Raw genomic sequence first — 18,701 nt, forward strand, 5'->3', positions numbered from 1 at the left:
TCCCGTACGCCGATAGATTGGGGGATCCCGTCAGCGTCCGGTCCGGCGCCTGGAGGGCTGGGCGGCCGGAACGGGACGGAGGCGTGCGCGTGGGGAGCAGCGGGAGCGGCCAGGCGTGGGTCTCCACCGCCGACCGGACCGCGCTGGACCGGATCACCGACCTCGCCGCGCGGCTGCTGGGCGCACCGGCCGCCCAGGTGTCGCTGCTGTCGGACGTGCAGACCGTCGTGGGCGGCACAGGTCTGCGCGAGGGCTCGGTCGGGGCCCGGGGGCCGCTGGCGGACTCGCTGTGCACGGTGACGGCGGCCTCCGGCGGACCGCTGCTCGTCCCCGACGCCGGCAACGACCTGCGCGTCGCCCACCTGCCCCCGGTGACCTCCGGCGACGTCGGCTCCTACCTCGGCGTGCCGCTGGCCGGAGCCGACGGCCGGCCGGTCGGCGCGCTCTGCGTGTTCGGCCCCGCGGCCCGGGAGTGGTCGCCCGCGGACGTGGCGCTGCTCGAGCAGCTCGCCCGGGCGGTCGTGGTGGAGCTCGAGCTGGCCGCCGTCACCGCCGAGCGGCAGGCGGAGCGGACCCGGTGGGACCTGGCCGCCGAGGCGGGTGGGGTCGGCACCTTCGACCTCGACCTGACGACCGGCACGCTGGCCCTCGACGACCGGCTGCTCGAGCTCTCCGAGCTGACCCGGGCCTCGTTCAGCGGCCGCGCCGACGACGTCTACGCCAACGTCCACCGCGACGACGTCGACGACGTCGTCGCCGGGGTGCAGCGCGCGATCGCGACGGATGGTTCGTACGAGGCCGAGTACCGGATCGTGCTGCCCGACGGGTCCCACCGCTGGGTCGCCGCCCGCGGGCGGGTGGTCGACGAGCGCGGACGGCGCCGGCTGATCGGCGTGGCGACCGAGACCACGGCCCAGCGCGAGCCGATGCAGCGGACCGCGGACCTGCTGGAGGGCCTGGCCGTGGCGTTCGTCGCCATGGACCGGAACTGGGTCATGACCCACCTGAACGCCGAGGCCGAGCGGATCGCCGGCCGGCGACGCGAGGAGCTGCTCGGCCGGACGGTGTGGGAGGTGTTCCCGGCGACGGTCGGCACCGAGTTCGAGGAGAACTACCGCCGGGCCGCCGAGACCGGCCGACCGGTCGTCTTCGACGCCTACTACCCCGAGCCGCTCAACGTCTGGGTGGAGGTGCGCGCCGTCCCCGGTCCGCTCGGCGTCGCCGTGTACTTCCTGGACATCACCGAGCGGGTCCGGCTGCAGCGGCGCAGCGAGCTGCTGGGCCAGGTCAGCGCGGAGCTGACCGGCACGCTGGACGCCGAGGTGGCGGTCGCCCGGCTGGCGGACCTGGTCGTCCCGGCCCTCGCCGACTGGTGCCTGGTGAGCCTGGTCGACGACGACCACCCCCGGAGCTTCCGCCACGGGTTGCGGGACGTCGGCTGGGCGCACACCGATCCGGACCTGCTGCCGGTCGTCGCCGACTACGCCCGGGAGCGCATCCCGGCCCTGCTGGACACCTCGTTCATCGCCCAGGCGCTCGCCACGGGCCGCCGGGTGGTCCTGCCGCACGAGGCGACGGCACGCATCCGCGCCGTGCTGACCCCCGGCCGCGCGCAGGACCTGCTGACGCGGCTCGCGCCGGAGTCGTTCGCCGTCCTGCCGCTCCGCGGACGCGGACGGACGGTGGGGCTGCTGAGCCTGTTCAACTCCGCCGACCGGGGCACCCTGACCTCGGAGGACATCGACACCGCGGCCGACATCGCCGTCCGCGCGGGCCTGGCGCTGGACAACGCGCGGCTCTACCGGGCGCAGCGGCAGCTCGCCGAGGGCCTCCAGCGGTCGCTGCTCACCGCCCCCGCCCAGCCCGAGCACGTCCAGGTCGTCGTGCGCTACACCCCCGCGGCCGAGACGGCGCAGGTCGGCGGTGACTGGTACGACGCATTCCGGCAGCCCGGTGGCGGCACGATCATCACCGTCGGCGACGTCCTCGGGCACAACGTCGAGGCCGCCTCGGCCATGGGGCAGCTCCGCTCGATGCTGCGGGCGATCGCGGTGACCACGGGCGCGGGGCCGGCGGAGGTGCTGCGCCGGGTCGACGAGGCGATGACGGCGCTGCAGCTGGAGACCACCGCCACCGCCGTCCTCACCCGCCTGGAGCAGACCGAGGACGAGGCGCGTCGTGGCCTCACCCGGGTCCGCTGGGCCAACGCCGGGCACCCGCCGCCCATGGTCGTCACCCCCGACGGCGCCGTGGAGACGCTGACCGGCCCGCGGGCGGACCTCCTCCTCGGCGTCGACGACACCGCCGCGCGCCGGGAGCTCGAGGTCACGCTCGAGGAGGGCTCGACCCTGGTGCTCTACACCGACGGCCTCGTCGAGCGCCGCGACGCGACGCTCGACGACGGGCTCGACCGTCTCCGGGACGCCCTCCGGGAGCTGGCCGGTCTGGAGCTCGACGGGCTCTGCGACGGGTTGCTGGAGCGGATGCTCCCCGACCGGACCGACGACGACGTCGCGCTGGTGGCGGTGCGCCTGCACCGCCACCACCGCCCGCGGCCGGGTCGCCGGAGCACCGTCGGGCCCGTCGACGACATGACGGTCCCGTGACGGTGGGGTCGTCCGTCGTGGACCGGGGTAGGCCCCAGCACGTCGGCGGAACGCCGACGGCAGCCGCCCCGTCCCAGGAGGAACAGTGACCGTCGCCGGACAGATGCTCGAGACGTACCCGCAGGACCTCGGGGGTGTGGACCGCGAGAAGCTGCTCGCCTGCATCGAGGCCTGCGTGGCGTGCGCCCAGGCGTGCACCGCCTGCGCCGACGCCTGCCTGAGCGAGGAGATGGTCGCCGAGCTGCGCACGTGCATCCGGACCGACCTCGACTGCGCCGACGTCTGCGAGGCCACCGGCCGGGTGCTCTCCCGGCACACCGGCTACGACGCGAACCTCACCCGCGCGGTGCTCGAGGCCTGCGCCGCGGCGTGCAAGGCGTGCGGCGACGAGTGCGAGAGCCACGCGCAGATGCACGAGCACTGCCGGATCTGCGCCGAGGCCTGCCGGGCGTGCGAGCGGGCCTGCCGCGAGCTGCTCGACGCCCTGCGCTGATCGGGTGCGACGGATCCACCTGCTGGCCACCGGCGGCACGATCGCGAGCCGGCGCGGGCCGGACGGGCTGGCCCCGGTCACGCGCGCCGTCGACCTGCTCGCCGCGGCCGGGACGCCGGACGGGCTCACGGTGACGACGTCCGACGTCGGCACCGTCGGCAGCTTCGCCCTCGGCACCGCCGACCTGCTGCGGCTGGTCGCCGAGGTGCACCGCGGGCTGGGCCCCGAGGTCGACGGCGTCGTCGTCACCCACGGCACCGACACCCTGGAGGAGTCGGTGTTCCTCGCCGACCTCGTCCACGACGACCCGCGACCGGTCGTCTTCACCGGCGCGCAGCGCCCCTCCGACTCCCCCGCGCCCGACGGCCCGGCGAACCTCGCCGCCGCGCTCCGGGTCGCCGCCTCGCCCTCGGCGCGGGACGCCGGCGTGCTGCTCTGCTTCGACGGGCTGGCGTTCGCGGCCCGCGGCGTGCGCAAGGTCGAGACGCTGCGCAGCGGCGCCTTCGCGGCCCCGGGGCGCGGGCCCGTCCTCCGGGTCACCGGCGACGAGGTGACCGCGCTGTCCCGGCCGGTGCGCGGAACGCCGATCCCGCTCGACCTGGACGGCGACCTGCCCCGCGTCGACGTCGTCCCCCTGTACCTGGGCGCCGACGACGTGCTGCTCCGTGCCGCGGCCGGCGCGGGCGCGGCCGGCGTGGTGCTGCAGGCCTTCGGCGCCGGCAACGCGACCCCCGCCGTCGCGGCCGCCGTCGGGGACGTGGTCGCCGGCGGCATCCCGGTCCTCGTGTGCTCGCGGGTGCCGGCGGGCCCCGTCGCGCCGCTGTACACCGGCGGCGGGGGCGCGGACCTCGCCCGGGCCGGCGCGGTGTTCGCCGGTGACCTGAGCCCGTGGCAGGCGCGGGTGCTGCTCGCCGCGGCGCTCGCCGTCGCGCCGGCGGACCCGCTGCCGATCGTGACCGGCCACCTGGCGGTCGACGGGACGGCTCAGGACCCCGTGCGCCGGTCCCCCCGGCCGGGCGCGGGCCCCGCCTCCGCCTGAGCGGTCGTGCTGATCCAGGCGTCGATCGTCTCCCACCAGCGGTAGAGCCAGTCGGTCTGCTCCGCCGGGCCGCGGGGCACCTCGGCGGCCGGGACGAACCACCACCGCAGGTGGAGCGTCTTGTCCATGGGCAGGCCCTGCCAGAGGTCGCGCACCGTGCTGAGGTGCTCCAGGCCGGTGTGCGCGACGAAGACGACGTCGGCGTGCGGAGCGGCGCCGAGTGCCGCCGACACCCCGGCCGGGCGCGGGGGCAGCACGTGCCGCATCGCCTCGGCCCGCCGCACCGCGGAATCCAGCCCCCGGCCGCGCAGCCGCTCGATCGCCCGGACCTTGCGCCGCGGGGTGAAGTTGGCGCCCTCGGGGAAGATCAGCAGCGCGTCCTCTTCGCCCAGGTCGCGGGCGAGGCCGGCGATCGCGTCCTCGGAGCGGTACCCGTCGGTGCGCTCGGCCGGCACGAAGTGGTTGGGCAGCCGGTTGAGGTAGACGTCGATCAGCGGGTCCAGCTGCAGCACGTCCTTGAGCACGATCCGGGGCTGCCGCAGGTGGTCCCGGTTCATCAGCGTGTTCACCAGCAGGAACGAGTCGCCCGGGCCGGCGTGCCGGGAGAGCACCAGCATGGCGTCGGGCGATCCGGGCACGCCGTCGTCCAGCGGTGACCACGAGGTGCCGTCGGTGACCAGGCGCAGCGCGAACAGCCGCTGCGCCGCCCGCATCACGGCGTCGAGCAGCCGGCGCAGCGCGGCGTAGTGCGCCCGCCGCGACGCCGGGGTGTGCAGCCGGCGCCCGCAGCCCGCGCGCAGCCACAGCAGCCCGGCGACCACCAGCCCGGTCACCTCGAGCGCGAGGTAGACGAGCAGGAAGCCCAGCAGCCGGAGCGCCCGCCAGCGGCCCGGCAGGACGATCGAGGCGACCGCCGAGGCCAGGACGAGCACCGGCAGGAGGACGAGGGCGGCAGCGGCCAGCGCGACCAGCAGGAGCGGACCGGTCACGCGGCGCACGCGGCGCGGCGGCAGCACGTCAGGCTCCTCCGTCCAGGTGCTCGCAGGAGGCGGCGTACGCCCGCTCGATCCGGTCCGCCACGCCCGAGAAGTCGCGGTAGCGGAGGGTGCCGGCCCCCACCGGATCACCCGACGGCAGCACGTGCACGGTGACCCCGGGCGGCAGCGCGGCCAGGTCGGCGGCGAACCGGTGCCGGCGGGCGATCTCGAACGCCACGAACCCGACGTCCCACGGCCGGGTCGGCGGGCGCAGCGGCCGGTCGATCCGCCCGACGTGCAGCACGTAGATCGTGCCGGCCCCGAGCGCCACGGCCCGGCCGACCGGGATGCTGTGCACCAGCCCGCCGTCGAGGTAGTGCTCGCCGTCGAGCTCGACCGGGGGCAGCAGCCCGGGGACGGCGGACGACGCCAGGACCGCGTCGAGCAGGGATCCCTCGGTGAACCAGTGCTCGGCGGCGCGCTCGATGCTCGCCGCGACGCACTGGAACGGGACCCGGAGCTCGGCGAACGTCCGCACCGGGAGGTGGGCCGTCAGCAGGTCCCGCAGCGGCTCGCGGGGGTGCAGGTGCGTGCGGGTCCGGGCCAGCGTGCGCGCCCGGGCGAGGACCGATCCGGCGAAGACCCCCCGGGACCCGAGCTCCTGCCACACCCGGCGCAGCCGGTCCACCGCGCCGGGCGTCGGATCGGCGGCCACCAGCGCTCCGTTGATGGCGCCCACCGACGTGCCCACGACCAGATCGGGCCGGATGCCGCGCTCGAGCAGCGCCTGCAGCATCCCGACCTCGGCCGCACCGAGCACTCCCCCGCCGCCGAGGACGAACGCCGTGCTCCCCGGCTCGGCCGGTACCTCGGGCGACGACATGGCCGCATCGTGTCATCCGCCGTGGTTCCGGACCCGGCGACGACGCCGGGCGGAGGGGCGTGCACCATCGGACGTCGTGCGCTCCGTGCGGCCCGACGGCCTCCCCCGCGAGGTCCGCGTCCTCGCCGTCGTCGCCTTCGTCGTGGCGCTCGGCTTCGGCATCGTCGCCCCGGCCATCCCGCTGTTCGCCCGTGACTTCGGCGTGGGGCGGACGGCGGTCGGGCTGGCGGTCAGCGCCTTCGCGTTCTTCCGCTTCGTGTCGGCGTTCGGCGGCGGCTCGCTGGTCGAGCGGTTCGGCGAGCGGGTCGTGCTCGCCACCGGGCTGGGCCTGGTCGCGGTCACCACCGGGCTGGCCGGGCTGGCCGGCTCCTTCCCGCTGTTCCTGGCGCTGCGTGCGGCCGGCGGGGTGGGCAGCGCGATGTTCACCGTCGCCGCCCTCTCCCTGCTGTTCCGGGTGGCGCCGCCGACGCACCGCGGGCGGGCCGCCGCGACCTGGCAGGGCGGGTTCATCCTCGGCGGCATCGCCGGGCCGGCGGCGGGTGGGCTGCTCGCCGAGCTCTCGCCCCGGCTCCCCTTCTTCCTCTACGCGGGCTTCCTGCTCGTCGCGGGCGCGGTCGCCCTCGTGCTGCTGCGGGCCGCCCCGGCCGGCGCGGACGGGCCGCACGCCGCGGCGCCCGACCTGGCCGCCGGGCCGGTGCGCCTGACCACGGCCCTGCGCGACCGCGCCTACCTCGCCGCGCTGATCGCGAACCTGGGCACCGGGTGGTTCCTCTTCGGCGTCCGCAACTCGATGGTGCCGCTGTACGTCACCGAGGAGCTGGGCCGCACCGTGGCCTGGGCCGGCGCCGGGCTGCTGGCCGGATCCCTCGCCCAGGCGCTCGGCCTGCTCGGCTCGGGCCGGCTGGTCGACCAGTGGGGACGGCGGCCCTCGCTCGTGCTGGGGGCGGCCCTGGCCACCGCCTCGGTGATCGCGCTGGTCTTCCCGCCGCAGCTGGTGGTCTTCCTCGTCTCGATGGCGGTCTTCGGGCTGGCGGCGTCGCTGCTCTCCGCCGCGCCCGCCGCGCTGGTCGCCGACATCAGCCCGGCGCGCGGCGGCCGCCTGGTGGCGGTGTTCCAGATGTCGGCGGACCTGGGGGCGGTGGCCGGGCCGCTGGTCGCCGGCTGGCTGGCCGACGTCGCCTCGTTCCAGTGGGCCTTCGCCGTCACCGCCGTCGTGCTCGGAGCCGGGCTGCTCGCGGCGCTGGCGATGCCGCGCACCGCTCGGGTCACGCCGGCATGACACCGCGCGGGACGCAGGGCGCACTGACGTCGGGGGTCGGGTTCCGCTCGGAGCGCGGCCCGGTGCTGATCGCGGTCATGCTCGCCACCGGCCTGGTCGCCATCGACGCGACCATCATCGCCACCGCCGTCCCCTCGGTCGTGGACGACCTCGGCGGCTTCGCCGAGTTCCCGTGGCTGTTCTCCGTCTACCTGCTCGCCCAGGCGGTCACGGTGCCGGTCTACGGGAAGCTGGCCGACGTCTTCGGGCGCAAGCCGGTCATGCTCGTCGGGATCGGCCTGTTCCTGCTGGGCTCGGTCCTCTGCGGTCTGGCCTGGAACATGGGCGCGCTCATCGCCTTCCGCGCGGTCCAGGGCCTGGGCGCCGGCGCGGTCCAGCCCATGTCGATGACGATCGTCGGCGACCTGTACTCCCTGGAGGAGCGTGCGAAGGTCCAGGGCTACATCGCCGGCGTGTGGGCGATCTCCTCGGTCGCCGGCCCCACCCTGGGCGGGGTCTTCGCCGAGTACGTCAGCTGGCGCTGGATCTTCTTCGTCAACATCCCGCTGTGCCTGGTCGCCGCGGCCATGATCGCGCTGCGCTTCTCCGAGCAGGTGGCGCGACGGCGCTCGCGCATCGACTCCGCGGGCGCGACCGTGCTCACCCTCGCCCTGACCCTGCTGATCCTCGGTCTCCTCGAGGGCGGGCAGGCGTGGGCCTGGAGCTCGGTGCCGAGCATCGCCGTCCTCGCCGGGGGCGCCGTCCTGCTCGGGGTGTTCGTGGTCGTGGAGCGCCGGGCGGCCGATCCGGTCGTGCCGCTGCACCTGCTCCGCCGCCGGCTGCTCGTGGCCACGAACCTGGTGGCCGCCTGCGTCGGCGCCGTCCTGCTCGGGCTGACCTCGTACGTCCCGACGTTCGTGCAGGACGTGCTGGGCACCGGGCCGCTGGTGGCCGGCTTCGCGCTGGCCGCCCTGACCATGGGCTGGCCGCTGTCGGCGTCGCAGGCGGGCCGGGTGTACCTCCGGATCGGCATCCGGTCGACGGCGCTCATCGGGAGCGTCGTCGCGGTCGCCGGCGCGACCCTGCTGCTCCTGCTCGACGAGTCCTCCAGCGTGCTGCAGGTCGCCGCGACGGTGTTCCTCATCGGCCTCGGGATGGGGTTCACCGCCGCCCCGACGCTCATCGCCGCGCAGACCGCCGCGCGGTGGGAGGAACGCGGCGTGGTCACCGGCGCGAACATGTTCTTCCGCTCCGCGGGCAGCGCCGTCGGCGTCGCGGTGTTCGGTGCCCTGGTGAACGCCCGGATCGGCCCGGGCGCCGAGACCGACGCGGTGGACCCGGGCACCCTCACCTCGGCCGTGCACTCGGTCTTCCTGGGCACGGCCGTGCTCGCCGCCGCGATGCTGGCCGCGACCCTGCTCATGCCGCGGGACCGGGTGCCCGCAGCCACGCCGGGGGCGACGGAGCCGGTCGTCGCGGGCCGAGCCGCTACCAGAGGACGCCGGGGTTGAGGATGCCCAGCGGGTCCAGCGCCCCGCGCACCCGCCGGCCCAGCTCCATCACGTCGTCACCGAGCTGATCGGGCAGCGCCGACCGCTTCGTCCGCCCGACCCCGTGCTCGCCGGTGATCGTGCCGCCGCAGTCCAGGGCCACCTGCAGGATCGCGGCGAAGGACTCCTCGGCCCGGCGGCGGCCCTCCTCGTCCCCGGGCGGCCAGACGATCGCCGGGTGCAGGTTGCCGTCGCCGGCGTGCGCGACGAGCGGGATCTCCGTCCCGTGCTCCCGCGCGATCGCCTCGATCCGCTCCATGGCGGCCGGCAGCCGGTCCACCGGCACGCAGATGTCCTCGGCCAGCACGGAGCCGCGGGCGCTGATCGCCGGACCGGCCGCACGCCGCGCCTCGAGGAACAGATCCCCCTCGACCGGGTCGTCGGTGGCGATGACGCTGCGCGCACCGGCCTGCTCGCAGCACTCCGCCATCACGGCGATCTCCTCCGACCGCGCCGTCCCCGGGGCGTCGGACTGCGCGACCAGCAGCGCGCCGGCGTCGCGGTCGAGGCCCATCGGCCGGAAGTCCTCCACCGCGCCCACGGCTGCGGCGTCCAGCAGCTCCAGCATCGAGGGGCGGGCGCGCGCCCCCATGGCGACCACGGCCCGGGCGGCGTCCCGGGTGCAGTCGAAGTAGGCCACCAGCGTGCCGGCCGGCGCGGGCAGCGGGACCAGCCGCAGGACGACCCGGGTGATCACCCCGAGGGTGCCCTCGCTGCCCACGAAGAGCTTGAGCAGCGGCAGCCCGGCGACGTCCTTGACCGTGCGCCCGCCCAGGGTGACCAGCCGCCCGTCGGCGAGGACCACGTCCATCCCGAGCACGTAGTCGGTGGTCACCCCGTACTTCACGCAGCAGATGCCGCCGGCGTTGGTGGCGACGTTGCCGCCGATCGTGGAGATCCGGAAGGAGCCCGGGTCCGGCGGGTACCAGAGCCCGTGCGGGGCGGCGGCGTCCTTGACCGCCGAGGTGAGCGCGCCGGGCCCGACCACCGCGGTGCGCGTCGCCGGGTCGACCTCGATGCCGGTCATGCGCTCCGTGCTCAGCACCAGGCAGCCGTCGATCGCCGTCGCGCCGCCGGCCAGGCTGGTCCCGGCGCCGCGCGGGACGACCGGCACCCGGTGCGCTGCCGCCCAGCCGACGGCGGTGCGGACGTGGTCGGCCGAGCTCGCGCGCACCACGGCCAGCGGGAACCCCGCGTCGGGCAGCCGGGTCCAGTCGTGCCGGTAGGCCTCGGTGGAGGCGGGATCGGTGAGCACCGCCCCCTCGGGCAGGGCCGCCCGCAGCGCGTCGACCGGAGGTCCGTCGGTTCCCGCGCTGGCCATGCCCCACGCAACCAGGCGCGGTCGCGGGGGCGCAACCCGGCGCCTAGGTCCGGTCGGGGTCCTCGGGAGCGGCCGAGCGGGACGCCAGCCAGTCCTCCCACTCGGGGCGCCGGGCGCGGCCCAGCCCCGCGACCAGGAGCACCGCCGCGACCAGGGCGACGACGACGGCGAGCCCCACGACGAGCGCCACGGTCTCCCACTGGAACAGCGGGGACACCGTGAAGCTGCCCGGCAGCGGCGGGGAGGGGACCTGGTCCATCAGCCCAGGGTGCGCCGCCCGGGGTGCCGGGAAACGCACCTCCCCCGGGGCCTCACCCCGAGGGGTGGGACGCCCGGATCCGGCCTCCCGGCGGGCGTCCCGCCCGTCCGGGTGAGGGCTCCCGCCGGGCGGCCGCCGGGGGGCCGGAACCGCCGTAGCGTTCCGATCTCCCCTGGATCTCCCCGGGGGACGCCACTGCGCAGGAGACGCTACCGATGAGCACCGACATCCACACCGTGGCCGCACCGGTGGAGACGCCCGGAGCCGGCCGGCACCGCGACCCGAACGACCCCGAGCGCCCGAACGTCGGCGGCGACCTGGCCGGCCTCATGGGCTCCGCGCCGATGTTCCGCCGCGCCGTCGCCGGCTACGACCGCTTCGAGGTCGACACCTACGTCCGGTGGGCCGAGGAGGAGCTGGCCACGGCCGGACGGGCGCACGAGCACCTGCTGGTCCGGCACCTGAACACCGTGGCCGCGCTGGACGACGCCCGCGCCCTGCTCGACCACTCCTCCGACGGCCGGGAGCTGCTCGGGACCTCTCAGCGCATCGGCACCCTGCTCGCCGCGGCCGCCGACGAGGCCGACGGCATCCGGGCGGAGGCCGAGGCCGAGCGCGCGGCCGCCGCCGAGGCAGCCGCGCAGCTCTCCGCCGAGGCGACGCGCGCGCTCGCCGAGGCCGGCGACACCGCGGCCCGGAAGGTGGCCGCCGCGGCCGCCGACGCCGCGGCCCTGGTCGCCGACGCCCGTCGGGTGGTCGAGGAGGCCGAGCGCACCAGCGCCGGGCTCCGCACCGAGGCCGAGCGCTACCTGGCCGAGGCCCGGCTCACCGCCCGGCTGGCCGAGCAGGACGCCGTCCTCGTCGGGCAGCAGGCCGCCGAGCAGGCCGAGGAGGCCCTCGTGCGGGCCCGGGGCGAGGTCGTGCGGATGCTCGGCGTCGGTCGCGACGAGCGGCGCCGCGCGGACGAGGAGGCCGCCGGGATCCGGCTGCGCCTGGACTCCGCCGCCGCCGACCGCCGCGCCGCGCTGCTCACCGAGATCGAGGCCCTCGAGGGCCGGCGGGACGCGCTGCGCGCCGAGCTCGACGCGCTGGCACGCCCGGCCGGTGCGCCGGCCGGCCGGTCCTGGTCGCTCGCCCTCCGCCGCTGGGCCAGGTCGCTGCACACGCACTGACCCGGCCGCCGGTCCGTCACTCGAAGACGACGGTCCGGCTGCCGTGGATGATCACGCGGTTCTCGGTGTGCCAGCGCACCGCGTGCGCCAGCGCCCGCGTCTCGGCCTCGCGCCCCCGGGCGGCGAGCTGCTCGGGGTCCAGCGCGTGGTCGACCCGCAGCATCTCCTGCTCGATGATCGGGCCCTCGTCGAGGTCGGCGGTGACGTAGTGCGCGGTCGCCCCGATGAACTTGACGCCGCGGGTGTGCGCCTGGTGGTAGGGCCGCGCGCCCTTGAAGCTCGGCAGCATCGAGTGGTGGATGTTGATCGCCCGCCCGGCCAGCTCCCGGCACAGGTTGTCGCTGAGGATCTGCATGTAGCGGGCGAGCACCACCAGCTGGACGCCCTCCGTCCGCACGATGTCGAGCAGCGCCTCCTCCGCCTCGGCCTTGGTCTCCTTCGTCACGGGGATGTGCCGGAAGGGGACGCCGTAGAACGACGCGATGTTCTCCAGGTCAGGGTGGTTGGACACCACGGCCACGACGTCGAGGTTCAGCTCGCCGATGGAGTTGCGGAACAGCAGGTCGATCAGGCAGTGCGCGTACTTGCTGACCATGATCACCACCCGCTGCCGCTCGGCGGCGTCGGCGAGCCGCCAGGACATGCCGAACCGCTGCGCGGTCCCCTCGAACGCGGCGCAGAGGGCGGTGAAGTCCAGCGCCCCGCCCTCCAGGTGGGCGAACTCCACCCGCATGTAGAACATCCCGCTGGTCGGGCTGTCGAACTGGTGGCTCTCCAGGATGGTGCACTGCTGCTCCATCAGGAACCCGGACACCGCGTGCACGATGCCGGGCGAGTCCTCGCACGAGAGCACCAGGACACCGTGCTGGGCGCCGGCGAGCCGAGTCATCGAGCCTCCTCCTGGGTCGGTCCCCGCGACCGGGGCCGGCCGGGTCCACGTCTGCGCTGAACCTATGCAGCGCGCCGAGTGTGACGGATGCCGCAGATGACGTCTCGTGGACGGCGGGAGGTGCCGCCCCGCCCGCGACAATCGACGTAGGCGGCCGCACCGTCCCGACCCTTGCCCGCCGCACGCGGGGCGCGCACCCTGGCCGCACGCCTCTGCCCGGGGGCGCCGAGGACCCTGACCCGGAGGACCGATGGCCCGCATGCACGCCCGTTCGACGACGATCCACGGCGACCGGGGGTCGGTGGACCGGGGTATCGCCTACGTCCGCGACGAGGTCATGCCGCGAATGCGCGCGATGGACGGCTGCGTCGGGCTGTCGATGCTCGCCGACCGGGGGTCCGGTCACTGCATCGTCACGACGTCGTGGGCCGACGAGTCGGCGCTGCGCGCGAGCGAGGACGGCGTCCGGGCGCTGGCCGAGCGCACCGTGGAGACCCTGGGCGGGCGGCCGGAGCTCGAGCGGTGGGAGATCGCCGCCATGCACCGCGTGCACGAGCCGCACCCCGCGGCGGCCTGCCGGGTGACGTGGCTGCGCAGCGACCCCGGCTCGGTCGACCGCGCCGTCGACGCCGTCCGGCTCTCCCTCATGCCCAAGCTGGAGGACCTGCCCGGCTTCTGCGGCGTCAGCGTGATGGTGCGCCGCGCGGACGGGCTCACCGTCGCCGCGGTCTCCTACGACACCGCCGAGGACCTCGAGGAGGCGGCCGAGGGCGCGCGGCAGTTCCGCGAGGAGTTCGCGCCGACCATGGGCATCGAGGCCCTGGGCACCGCCGACTTCGAGGTGGCGATCGCCCACCTGCGGGTGCCCGAGACCACCTGAGGCCGGGCACCCGCGAGGTCAGCCGAGCGCCGCGGCCAGCCGGGGGTAGACGCGCTTCACGTTGTGCTCGAGGACGTCGGCGCGCGCCGCGTCGTCGAGCGTGCCCTTCGCGAACGCGGCCTCGATGTAGCGCCGGGTGTCGTCGTAGTGGTGACCGGTCCGCTCGTCGATGCCGCGCACCGCCCCCACCATCTCCGAGCCGAACAGGATGTTGGGGGTGTCGACCACCTCGAGCAGCAGGTCGATCCCCGGCTGGTGGTAGACGCAGGTGTCGAAGAAGACGTTGCCCATCACGTTCGACTCGACCGGCGGCTGCCCGAGCATGTCGGCCAGGCCCCGGTAGCGCCCCCAGTGGTAGGGCACCGCTCCCCCGCCGTGCGGGATCACCAGCCGCAGCCCCGGCAGGTCGGTGAACAGGTTCCCCTGGACCAGCTGCATGAACGCCGTCGTGTCGGCGCTGATGTAGTACGCGCCGGTGGCGTGGAAGAACGGTGTCGCCGAGCCCGAGACGTGCACCATCGCCGGCACGTCGAGCTCCACCATCGCCTCGTAGAACGGGTACCAGCTGCGGTCGGTCAGCGCCGGTGAGGTCCAGGCGCCGCCGCTGGGGTCGGGGTTGAGGTTGCAGCCGACGAAGCCGAGCTCCTCCACGCATCGGCGGAGCTCCTCGATCGAGCCCTCGATCGGCGCACCCGGCGACTGCGGCAGCTGGCAGACGCCGATGAAGCGGTCGGGGTACAGCGAGGTGACCCGGTGGATCAGGTCGTTGTTCCGCCGGGCCCACTCCAGGCTCACCGCGGCGTCGCCGACGTGGTGGGCCATCGCCGAGGCGCGGGGGGAGAACAGCGTGAGGTCGATGCCGCGCTCGTCCATCAGCCGCAGCTGGCTGCCCTCGATGGTCTCGCGGATCTCGTCGTCGCTGATGGAGGGGTAGGCCGGTGGCGTGGCCCCCGCCTTCCAGGCCGACACCTGCTGCTCGCGCCAGGCCGTGTGCGCGGCCGGCGCGGTGGTGTAGTGGCCGTGGCAGTCGATGATCACGCCGTTCCCTCCTGGGCGTCGCGCAGGTCGGTGAGCAGGTCGCGGGCCGCGGCGGCGACGCGCGGCGCCACCCCGAGCTCGGTCAGCTGCTCGGTGGCCGCGGCCATCTCGTCGGCCCGCCGCCGGGCGTGCCGGTGCGTGCCGTCGACCAGCCGGTCGATGGTGCGGTCGTCGAAGGAGGCCAGCTCCGCGCCGATGTTGCCGCGCAACCACTCCGCGCAGCCGGCGGCCTCCCCCGCGGCCAGCGCCTCGACGACGGCGGCGGCCAGCCCCTTGTAGAAGACGCTGCGCAGCAGCTTGCGGGAGATCGCCTCGCCCACCGGCCCGGGCTGCACGGTGACCTCGGCGCCGAGCGGCGTCATCACCTCGGCGTACCGCTGCGCGGCCGGGCCCGAGACGAGCATCGGCGTCCGCAGCCCCTTGCCGGGCACCGGCGCCATCAGGGCGACGTCGACGACGTCGATCCCCTCCCCCGCCGCCTCGGCCACGGCCACCTTCACGCCGGGCGAGGCGGTGTTGAGCTCTGCCCACATCGTTCCCGGCCGCAGGCCGGGCAGCGCGTTGGTGAGCGCGGTCAGGGCGTCGTGCGAGCTGTTCACGCTGAGCACCAGGTCGGCGTCGGCGACCGCCTCGGCCTCGCTGCCGCGCGGGTGCACGCCGTCGACGGCGATCCCCTTCGGGTCGTAGCCGCGGACGTCGGCCCCGGCCGCCACCAGGTCGCGGGCGATCTCCGACCCGGCCTCGCCGAGCCCCAGCAGTGCGATGCGCGCCGTCACCCTGCCGAGCCCGGCTGCTCGACCGGCGGCGTGCCGTGGGTGTGGAACGTGGAGATGGTCTGCAGCCCCCAGGCCTGGCCCTTCGCGCGCTCGGCCTCCGACCAGTTCACCGGCTGCCAGTCGGGCGCGAAGACCAGCCGGGCGCCGGGGTTGTCCAGCTCGATCCGGTTGCCGGCCGGCTCCCACACGTAGAGGAAGAAGCTCTGCTGGATGGTGTGCTTGTGCGGCCCGGTCTCGATGTGGATGCCGTGCTCCAGCGCCAGGTCGGCCGCCCGGATGATGTCGTCGCGGCTGTCGACGGCGAACGAGATGTGGTGCAGCCGGCCGGCCGTGCCGGTCTTGTCCTTGGTCCAGACCGCGGTGTAGCCCTGGTTGGTGAAGGTGGTCCAGGTACCGGCGATCTCGCCGCTGTCGAGCACGATCTGCTCGGTGGTCATCGCACCGAGGGTGTCGACGAAGAAGTCGCGGTTCTCCTGCGGGTTCACGCCGAGGTAGTTGATGTGGTCGATCCGGCGCACGCTGACGCCGCGGCCGGGGTAGGCCTGCGCCTGGTTCTTCAGCGCCGGCTTCAGCGCGCCCTCGGGCCGGTACCACTCGGTCTCGTGGTAGACGCCCATCTCGTGGCCGTCGGGGTCGGTGAAGACGTACACCGGGCCGTAGCCGGGGTCGCCGTCCTGCCAGCCCTTGCCGAGCCCGGTCGCCTCGATGGCGGCAACCCGCCGCTGCAGCGCCTCCGGCGTGGCGGCACGGAAGTTCGTCCGGCCGACACCGGGCTGCGCGGCCGCGGTCAGCTTGATCGTGGTGTTCTCGTAGTCGTCCCAGGCGCGCAGGAACACCGAGTCGCCGGACGAGCCGTTCTCCGTCATGCCGAGGTAGCGCACGAAGAAGTCGAGGCTCTCCTCCGGCTTGTGGGTGAGCAGCTCGATGTGGGCGAGGTGCGCGATGTCGTGCAGCGGCGGCACGGGGATCTCCTCTGGTGGGGTCGGGTCAGCGGGGGAAGGCGGTGCCGTCGAACAGCTTGCGGGCGGTGCGGACCACACCCGACCGGACGACCCGGGGCGGGGTCACCGAGCCGTCGACGACGACGTCGACCACCAGGTGGCCGGTCGGGTGCTCGACGTCGACCCGGGAGGTGTCGGCGGGCCAGTCCTCGGTCAGCTCGTGCCCCACGGCGCCCGGGAGCAGCATCCCGGTGACGACGCTGACCGCTCCGAGCACGCCGATGGAGGTGTGCGGCTGCACCGGGATGAACGACCGGGTGCAGACCTGGCCGCCGTCGCGGGGGGCGGACAGCAGCACCGTCTTGGGCACCGACGCGGCCGAGACGTCGCCCATGCCCATCAGCTCGGCGGCCTTGCGGCGGAAGGCGTCGATCCGCTCCAGCAGGGCGGCGTCGGCGGCGAGCTCCTCGTGCGGCTCGTGCCCGGTGAGGCCGAAGGACTCCGCCATCGCCAGCACGACCGGCATGCCGTTGTCCACGCAGGTCACCTCGATGCCCTCGACGGTGTCCCGCACGTGGCCGGTCGGCAGCAGCGCGCCGGTGGCCGACCCCTCGGTGTCGGTGAACGCGAGGACGACCGGCGCCGCCGTCCCGGGGACGCCGGCGATCGCGACGTCGCCGCGGTACTCGACCGAGCCACCGGGCGTCGGGAAGGTGGCGACGGCGACGCTGTCGGAGTTGACCATCCGGATGCGCACGCTGGTCTCCCCGTCGCCGGCGGGCACCAGGCCGCGCTCGACGGCGAACGGGCCCACGCCGGAGAGGATGTTCCCGCAGTTCTGCCGGTCGCTGACGGTGGCCTCGTCCACGCCCAGCTGCAGGAACAGGTACTCGACGTCGACGTCCGGGTCCGCCGAGGGCCAGACCACGGCCACCTTGCTGGTGAGCGTGGTGGCACCGCCCAGCCCGTCGATCTGCCGCGGGTCGGGCGTGCCCATCAGGCGGAGCAGCAGGTCGTCCCGAACCGCTGAGTCGGCGGGCAGGTCGGCCGCGGTGAAGAAGAGGCCGCGGGAGGTGCCGCCGCGCAGCATCGTGCAGCGGACGCCGGTGTCGTCGTAGTCCATCACTGCTCCCTGACGTACTCCTCGTAGGGCACGTACTCGATCCCGAAGCCCGGGAGCTGGTCGCGCAGGCCGTAGCGGTCCAGGCCCAGCTCCCCCGAGGCGAAGGCCGCGCGGCTGGCGGCCTCCTTGTCGATGCGGGCCTGGCCGGCGGTCAGGGCCCGGGGCACGTCGGCGCGCGGCACCACCATCACCCCGTCGTCGTCGGCGAGCACGACGTCGCCCGGGGAGATCGCCTGGCCCCCCAGCACGATCGGCACGTTGACCGCCCCGGCCGTCGCCTTGACCGACCCCTGCGCGCTGACCGCGCGCGACCAGGCCGGGAAGCCCATCTCCTGCAGCTCGGCGACGTCGCGGATCCCGCAGCCGAGCACGACCCCGCGCACCCCGCGGGCGGCCAGGGCGGTGGCGAAGAGCTCGCCGAAGAGGCCGTCGGTGGACGGCGAGTTGGTGGCCACCACCAGCACGTCGCCGGGGCGGCACTGCTCCACGGCGACGTGGATCATCAGGTTGTCGCCCGGCCAGCAGAGCACCGTGACCGCCGTGCCGCCGATGCGGGCGCCGGGCCACGCGGGGCGCAGCTCCGGGCCGAGGTAGCCCACCCGGCCCAGCGCCTCGTGCACGGTGGCCACGCCGAACTCGCCCAGGCGGGCGGCGTCCCCGGCGTCGGCGCGCGGCGGATCGGTGACGACGACGTTCCTCATGCAGGTCCTCCGGAAGAGCTGGTCTCGGACAGCGCGGCGATGACGCCGCGGAGGTGGGTGGTGACGGCGACCTCGGCCCGCGCGGGATCGCGGTCGGCGATCGCCTCCACCAGCGCGCCGAGCCCGCTCAGGCTCACGCGCGGACGCCCCGGGCGCAGCGAGAGCCGGAACTGGTGACGGACCAGCTGCGCCTGCAGCCGCGAGACCAGGTCCGCGGCGATCGGGTGGCGGGCGGCCTCGGCGACCATGCCGTGCAGCTGCTGGATGAGCTCGGAGTACTTCTGGAGGTCGCCGGAGTCGACCGCGGCGGTCATGATCTGCAGGTGGGCCCGCAGCCGCTCGGCCTCGGCGTCGGTGATCCGCTCGGCGGCCTTCGCGGCGAGCAGGCCCTCGAGCGGGACCCGGCACTCGGTGATGGCGATCGCCTCCTCGGTGGAGACCACCCGGACGCGGGCGCCCTTGTTCTGGATCCGCTCGACGAGGCCCTCGGCGGCCAGCACGTCGATGGCCAGCCGGACGGCGCTGCGGCTCACGCCGATCAGCTCGACCATCTCGGCCTCGACCAGCCGGTACCCCGGCGGCATGTCACCTCGGGAGATCGCGTTCCGCAGGACGCGCTCCGCCATTTCCTGGCCCGGGGATGGCATGGCCGAACGCTAGCCCACCAGGGTGCGATTGCCAACAATCCTGCCGACAATCCAGGAGGAGCCCGGCACCGTCGGGTGCCGGGCTCCTCAGGGGGGTGCGGGCGAGGGGCGGGCGTCCCGTCCGAGGACGGGCCGCCCGACCCCTCAC

The 18,701-nt window shown here is 75.2% G+C and carries 18 protein-coding genes; 7 read left to right on the forward strand and 11 right to left on the reverse strand.

Annotation, left to right across the window (positions count from 1 at the left end):
• Window positions 1–89: 89 nt before the first annotated feature.
• From DQ244_RS12410 to DQ244_RS12420, 3 genes are all read left to right on the forward strand, one after another.
• Window positions 90–2,606: a SpoIIE family protein phosphatase gene (locus DQ244_RS12410; protein ID WP_158544555.1), complete on the forward strand. Its 2,517-nt coding sequence runs from the start codon at window positions 90–92 to the stop codon at window positions 2,604–2,606.
• 85 nt (window positions 2,607–2,691) lie between these two features.
• Window positions 2,692–3,099 carry a four-helix bundle copper-binding protein gene (locus DQ244_RS12415; protein ID WP_113811795.1) on the forward strand — a complete coding sequence of 136 codons (408 nt, stop codon included), beginning with the start codon at window positions 2,692–2,694 and terminating at the stop codon, window positions 3,097–3,099.
• Between the two features lie 4 nt (window positions 3,100–3,103).
• Window positions 3,104–4,138 carry an asparaginase gene (locus DQ244_RS12420; protein WP_113811796.1) on the forward strand — a complete coding sequence of 345 codons (1,035 nt, stop codon included), beginning with the start codon at window positions 3,104–3,106 and terminating at the stop codon, window positions 4,136–4,138.
• Here the strand turns inward: DQ244_RS12420 and DQ244_RS12425 are convergent.
• Both DQ244_RS12425 and DQ244_RS20160 read right to left on the reverse strand, forming a co-directional pair.
• Entirely contained in the window at window positions 4,084–5,154 is a 1,071-nt protein-coding gene (locus DQ244_RS12425) for a lysophospholipid acyltransferase family protein (protein WP_113811797.1), read from the reverse strand. The genes DQ244_RS12420 and DQ244_RS12425 overlap by 55 nt on opposite strands.
• 1 nt (window position 5,155) lies before the next feature.
• Window positions 5,156–5,998, reverse strand: coding sequence for a patatin-like phospholipase family protein (locus tag DQ244_RS20160; protein WP_113811798.1), 843 nt, complete (start codon window positions 5,996–5,998; stop codon window positions 5,156–5,158).
• A 76-nt stretch (window positions 5,999–6,074) separates the two neighbouring features.
• On the opposite strand from DQ244_RS20160, the gene DQ244_RS12435 reads away from it, so the two are divergent.
• Together DQ244_RS12435 and DQ244_RS12440 are read left to right on the forward strand one after the other, a co-directional pair.
• Window positions 6,075–7,277 (forward strand): MFS transporter, encoded by a 1,203-nt coding sequence (locus DQ244_RS12435; RefSeq protein WP_233491352.1) that lies wholly within the window; start codon window positions 6,075–6,077, stop codon window positions 7,275–7,277.
• Window positions 7,274–8,767, forward strand: a complete 1,494-nt coding sequence (locus tag DQ244_RS12440) for an MDR family MFS transporter (protein ID WP_113811799.1) — start codon at window positions 7,274–7,276, stop codon at window positions 8,765–8,767. Before DQ244_RS12435 ends, DQ244_RS12440 begins: the two co-directional genes overlap by 4 nt.
• Here the strand turns inward: DQ244_RS12440 and DQ244_RS12445 are convergent.
• On the reverse strand, window positions 8,745–10,127 hold the full coding sequence (locus tag DQ244_RS12445; RefSeq protein ID WP_113811800.1) for an FAD-binding oxidoreductase: 1,383 nt from the start codon (window positions 10,125–10,127) through the stop codon (window positions 8,745–8,747). The two genes, DQ244_RS12440 and DQ244_RS12445, sit on opposite strands and share 23 nt — an antisense overlap.
• A 43-nt stretch (window positions 10,128–10,170) precedes the next feature.
• Entirely contained in the window at window positions 10,171–10,386 is a 216-nt protein-coding gene (locus DQ244_RS12450; RefSeq protein WP_113811801.1) for a hypothetical protein, read from the reverse strand.
• A 215-nt stretch (window positions 10,387–10,601) separates the two neighbouring features.
• Between DQ244_RS12450 and DQ244_RS12455 the strand changes: the two genes are divergently transcribed.
• Window positions 10,602–11,558: a hypothetical protein gene (locus DQ244_RS12455; RefSeq protein ID WP_113811802.1), complete on the forward strand. Its 957-nt coding sequence runs from the start codon at window positions 10,602–10,604 to the stop codon at window positions 11,556–11,558.
• A 16-nt stretch (window positions 11,559–11,574) separates the two neighbouring features.
• On the opposite strand, the gene purU is transcribed toward DQ244_RS12455, so the two are convergent.
• Window positions 11,575–12,447 carry a formyltetrahydrofolate deformylase gene (gene purU / locus DQ244_RS12460; protein WP_113811803.1) on the reverse strand — a complete coding sequence of 291 codons (873 nt, stop codon included), beginning with the start codon at window positions 12,445–12,447 and terminating at the stop codon, window positions 11,575–11,577.
• Window positions 12,448–12,697: 250 nt separating this feature from the next.
• Here purU and DQ244_RS12465 point away from each other — a divergent pair, with 250 nt between their 5' ends.
• A complete protein-coding gene (locus DQ244_RS12465) occupies window positions 12,698–13,327 on the forward strand; it encodes a hypothetical protein (RefSeq protein ID WP_233491353.1) in 630 nt (209 codons plus the stop codon).
• Window positions 13,328–13,345: 18 nt separating this feature from the next.
• Here the strand turns inward: DQ244_RS12465 and DQ244_RS12470 are convergent, their stop codons facing one another.
• From DQ244_RS12470 to DQ244_RS12495, 6 genes are read right to left on the reverse strand one after another with little or no spacing between them, the layout of a single operon-like run.
• Window positions 13,346–14,365, reverse strand: a complete 1,020-nt coding sequence (locus tag DQ244_RS12470) for an amidohydrolase family protein (RefSeq protein ID WP_113811804.1) — start codon at window positions 14,363–14,365, stop codon at window positions 13,346–13,348.
• Complete coding sequence (locus DQ244_RS12475) at window positions 14,362–15,141, reverse strand: NAD(P)-dependent oxidoreductase (protein WP_113811805.1); 780 nt, start codon at window positions 15,139–15,141, stop codon at window positions 14,362–14,364. The genes DQ244_RS12470 and DQ244_RS12475 overlap by 4 nt, the downstream gene beginning before the upstream one ends.
• Window positions 15,138–16,103, reverse strand: coding sequence for a VOC family protein (locus tag DQ244_RS12480; protein WP_113811806.1), 966 nt, complete (start codon window positions 16,101–16,103; stop codon window positions 15,138–15,140). The genes DQ244_RS12475 and DQ244_RS12480 overlap by 4 nt, the downstream gene beginning before the upstream one ends.
• A gap of 25 nt (window positions 16,104–16,128) precedes the next feature.
• Window positions 16,129–17,205 carry a 4-oxalomesaconate tautomerase gene (locus DQ244_RS12485; RefSeq protein ID WP_113811807.1) on the reverse strand — a complete coding sequence of 359 codons (1,077 nt, stop codon included), beginning with the start codon at window positions 17,203–17,205 and terminating at the stop codon, window positions 16,129–16,131.
• Complete coding sequence (locus tag DQ244_RS12490) at window positions 17,205–17,906, reverse strand: 4-carboxy-4-hydroxy-2-oxoadipate aldolase/oxaloacetate decarboxylase (protein ID WP_113811808.1); 702 nt, start codon at window positions 17,904–17,906, stop codon at window positions 17,205–17,207. Before DQ244_RS12490 ends, DQ244_RS12485 begins: the two co-directional genes overlap by 1 nt.
• Window positions 17,903–18,553, reverse strand: a complete 651-nt coding sequence (locus tag DQ244_RS12495; protein WP_113811809.1) for a GntR family transcriptional regulator — start codon at window positions 18,551–18,553, stop codon at window positions 17,903–17,905. Before DQ244_RS12495 ends, DQ244_RS12490 begins: the two co-directional genes overlap by 4 nt.
• Between the last annotated feature and the right edge of the window lie 148 nt (window positions 18,554–18,701).

The organism is Blastococcus sp. TBT05-19 (assembly GCF_003319095.1).
Classification (GTDB): Bacteria; Actinomycetota; Actinomycetes; order Mycobacteriales; family Geodermatophilaceae; genus Blastococcus.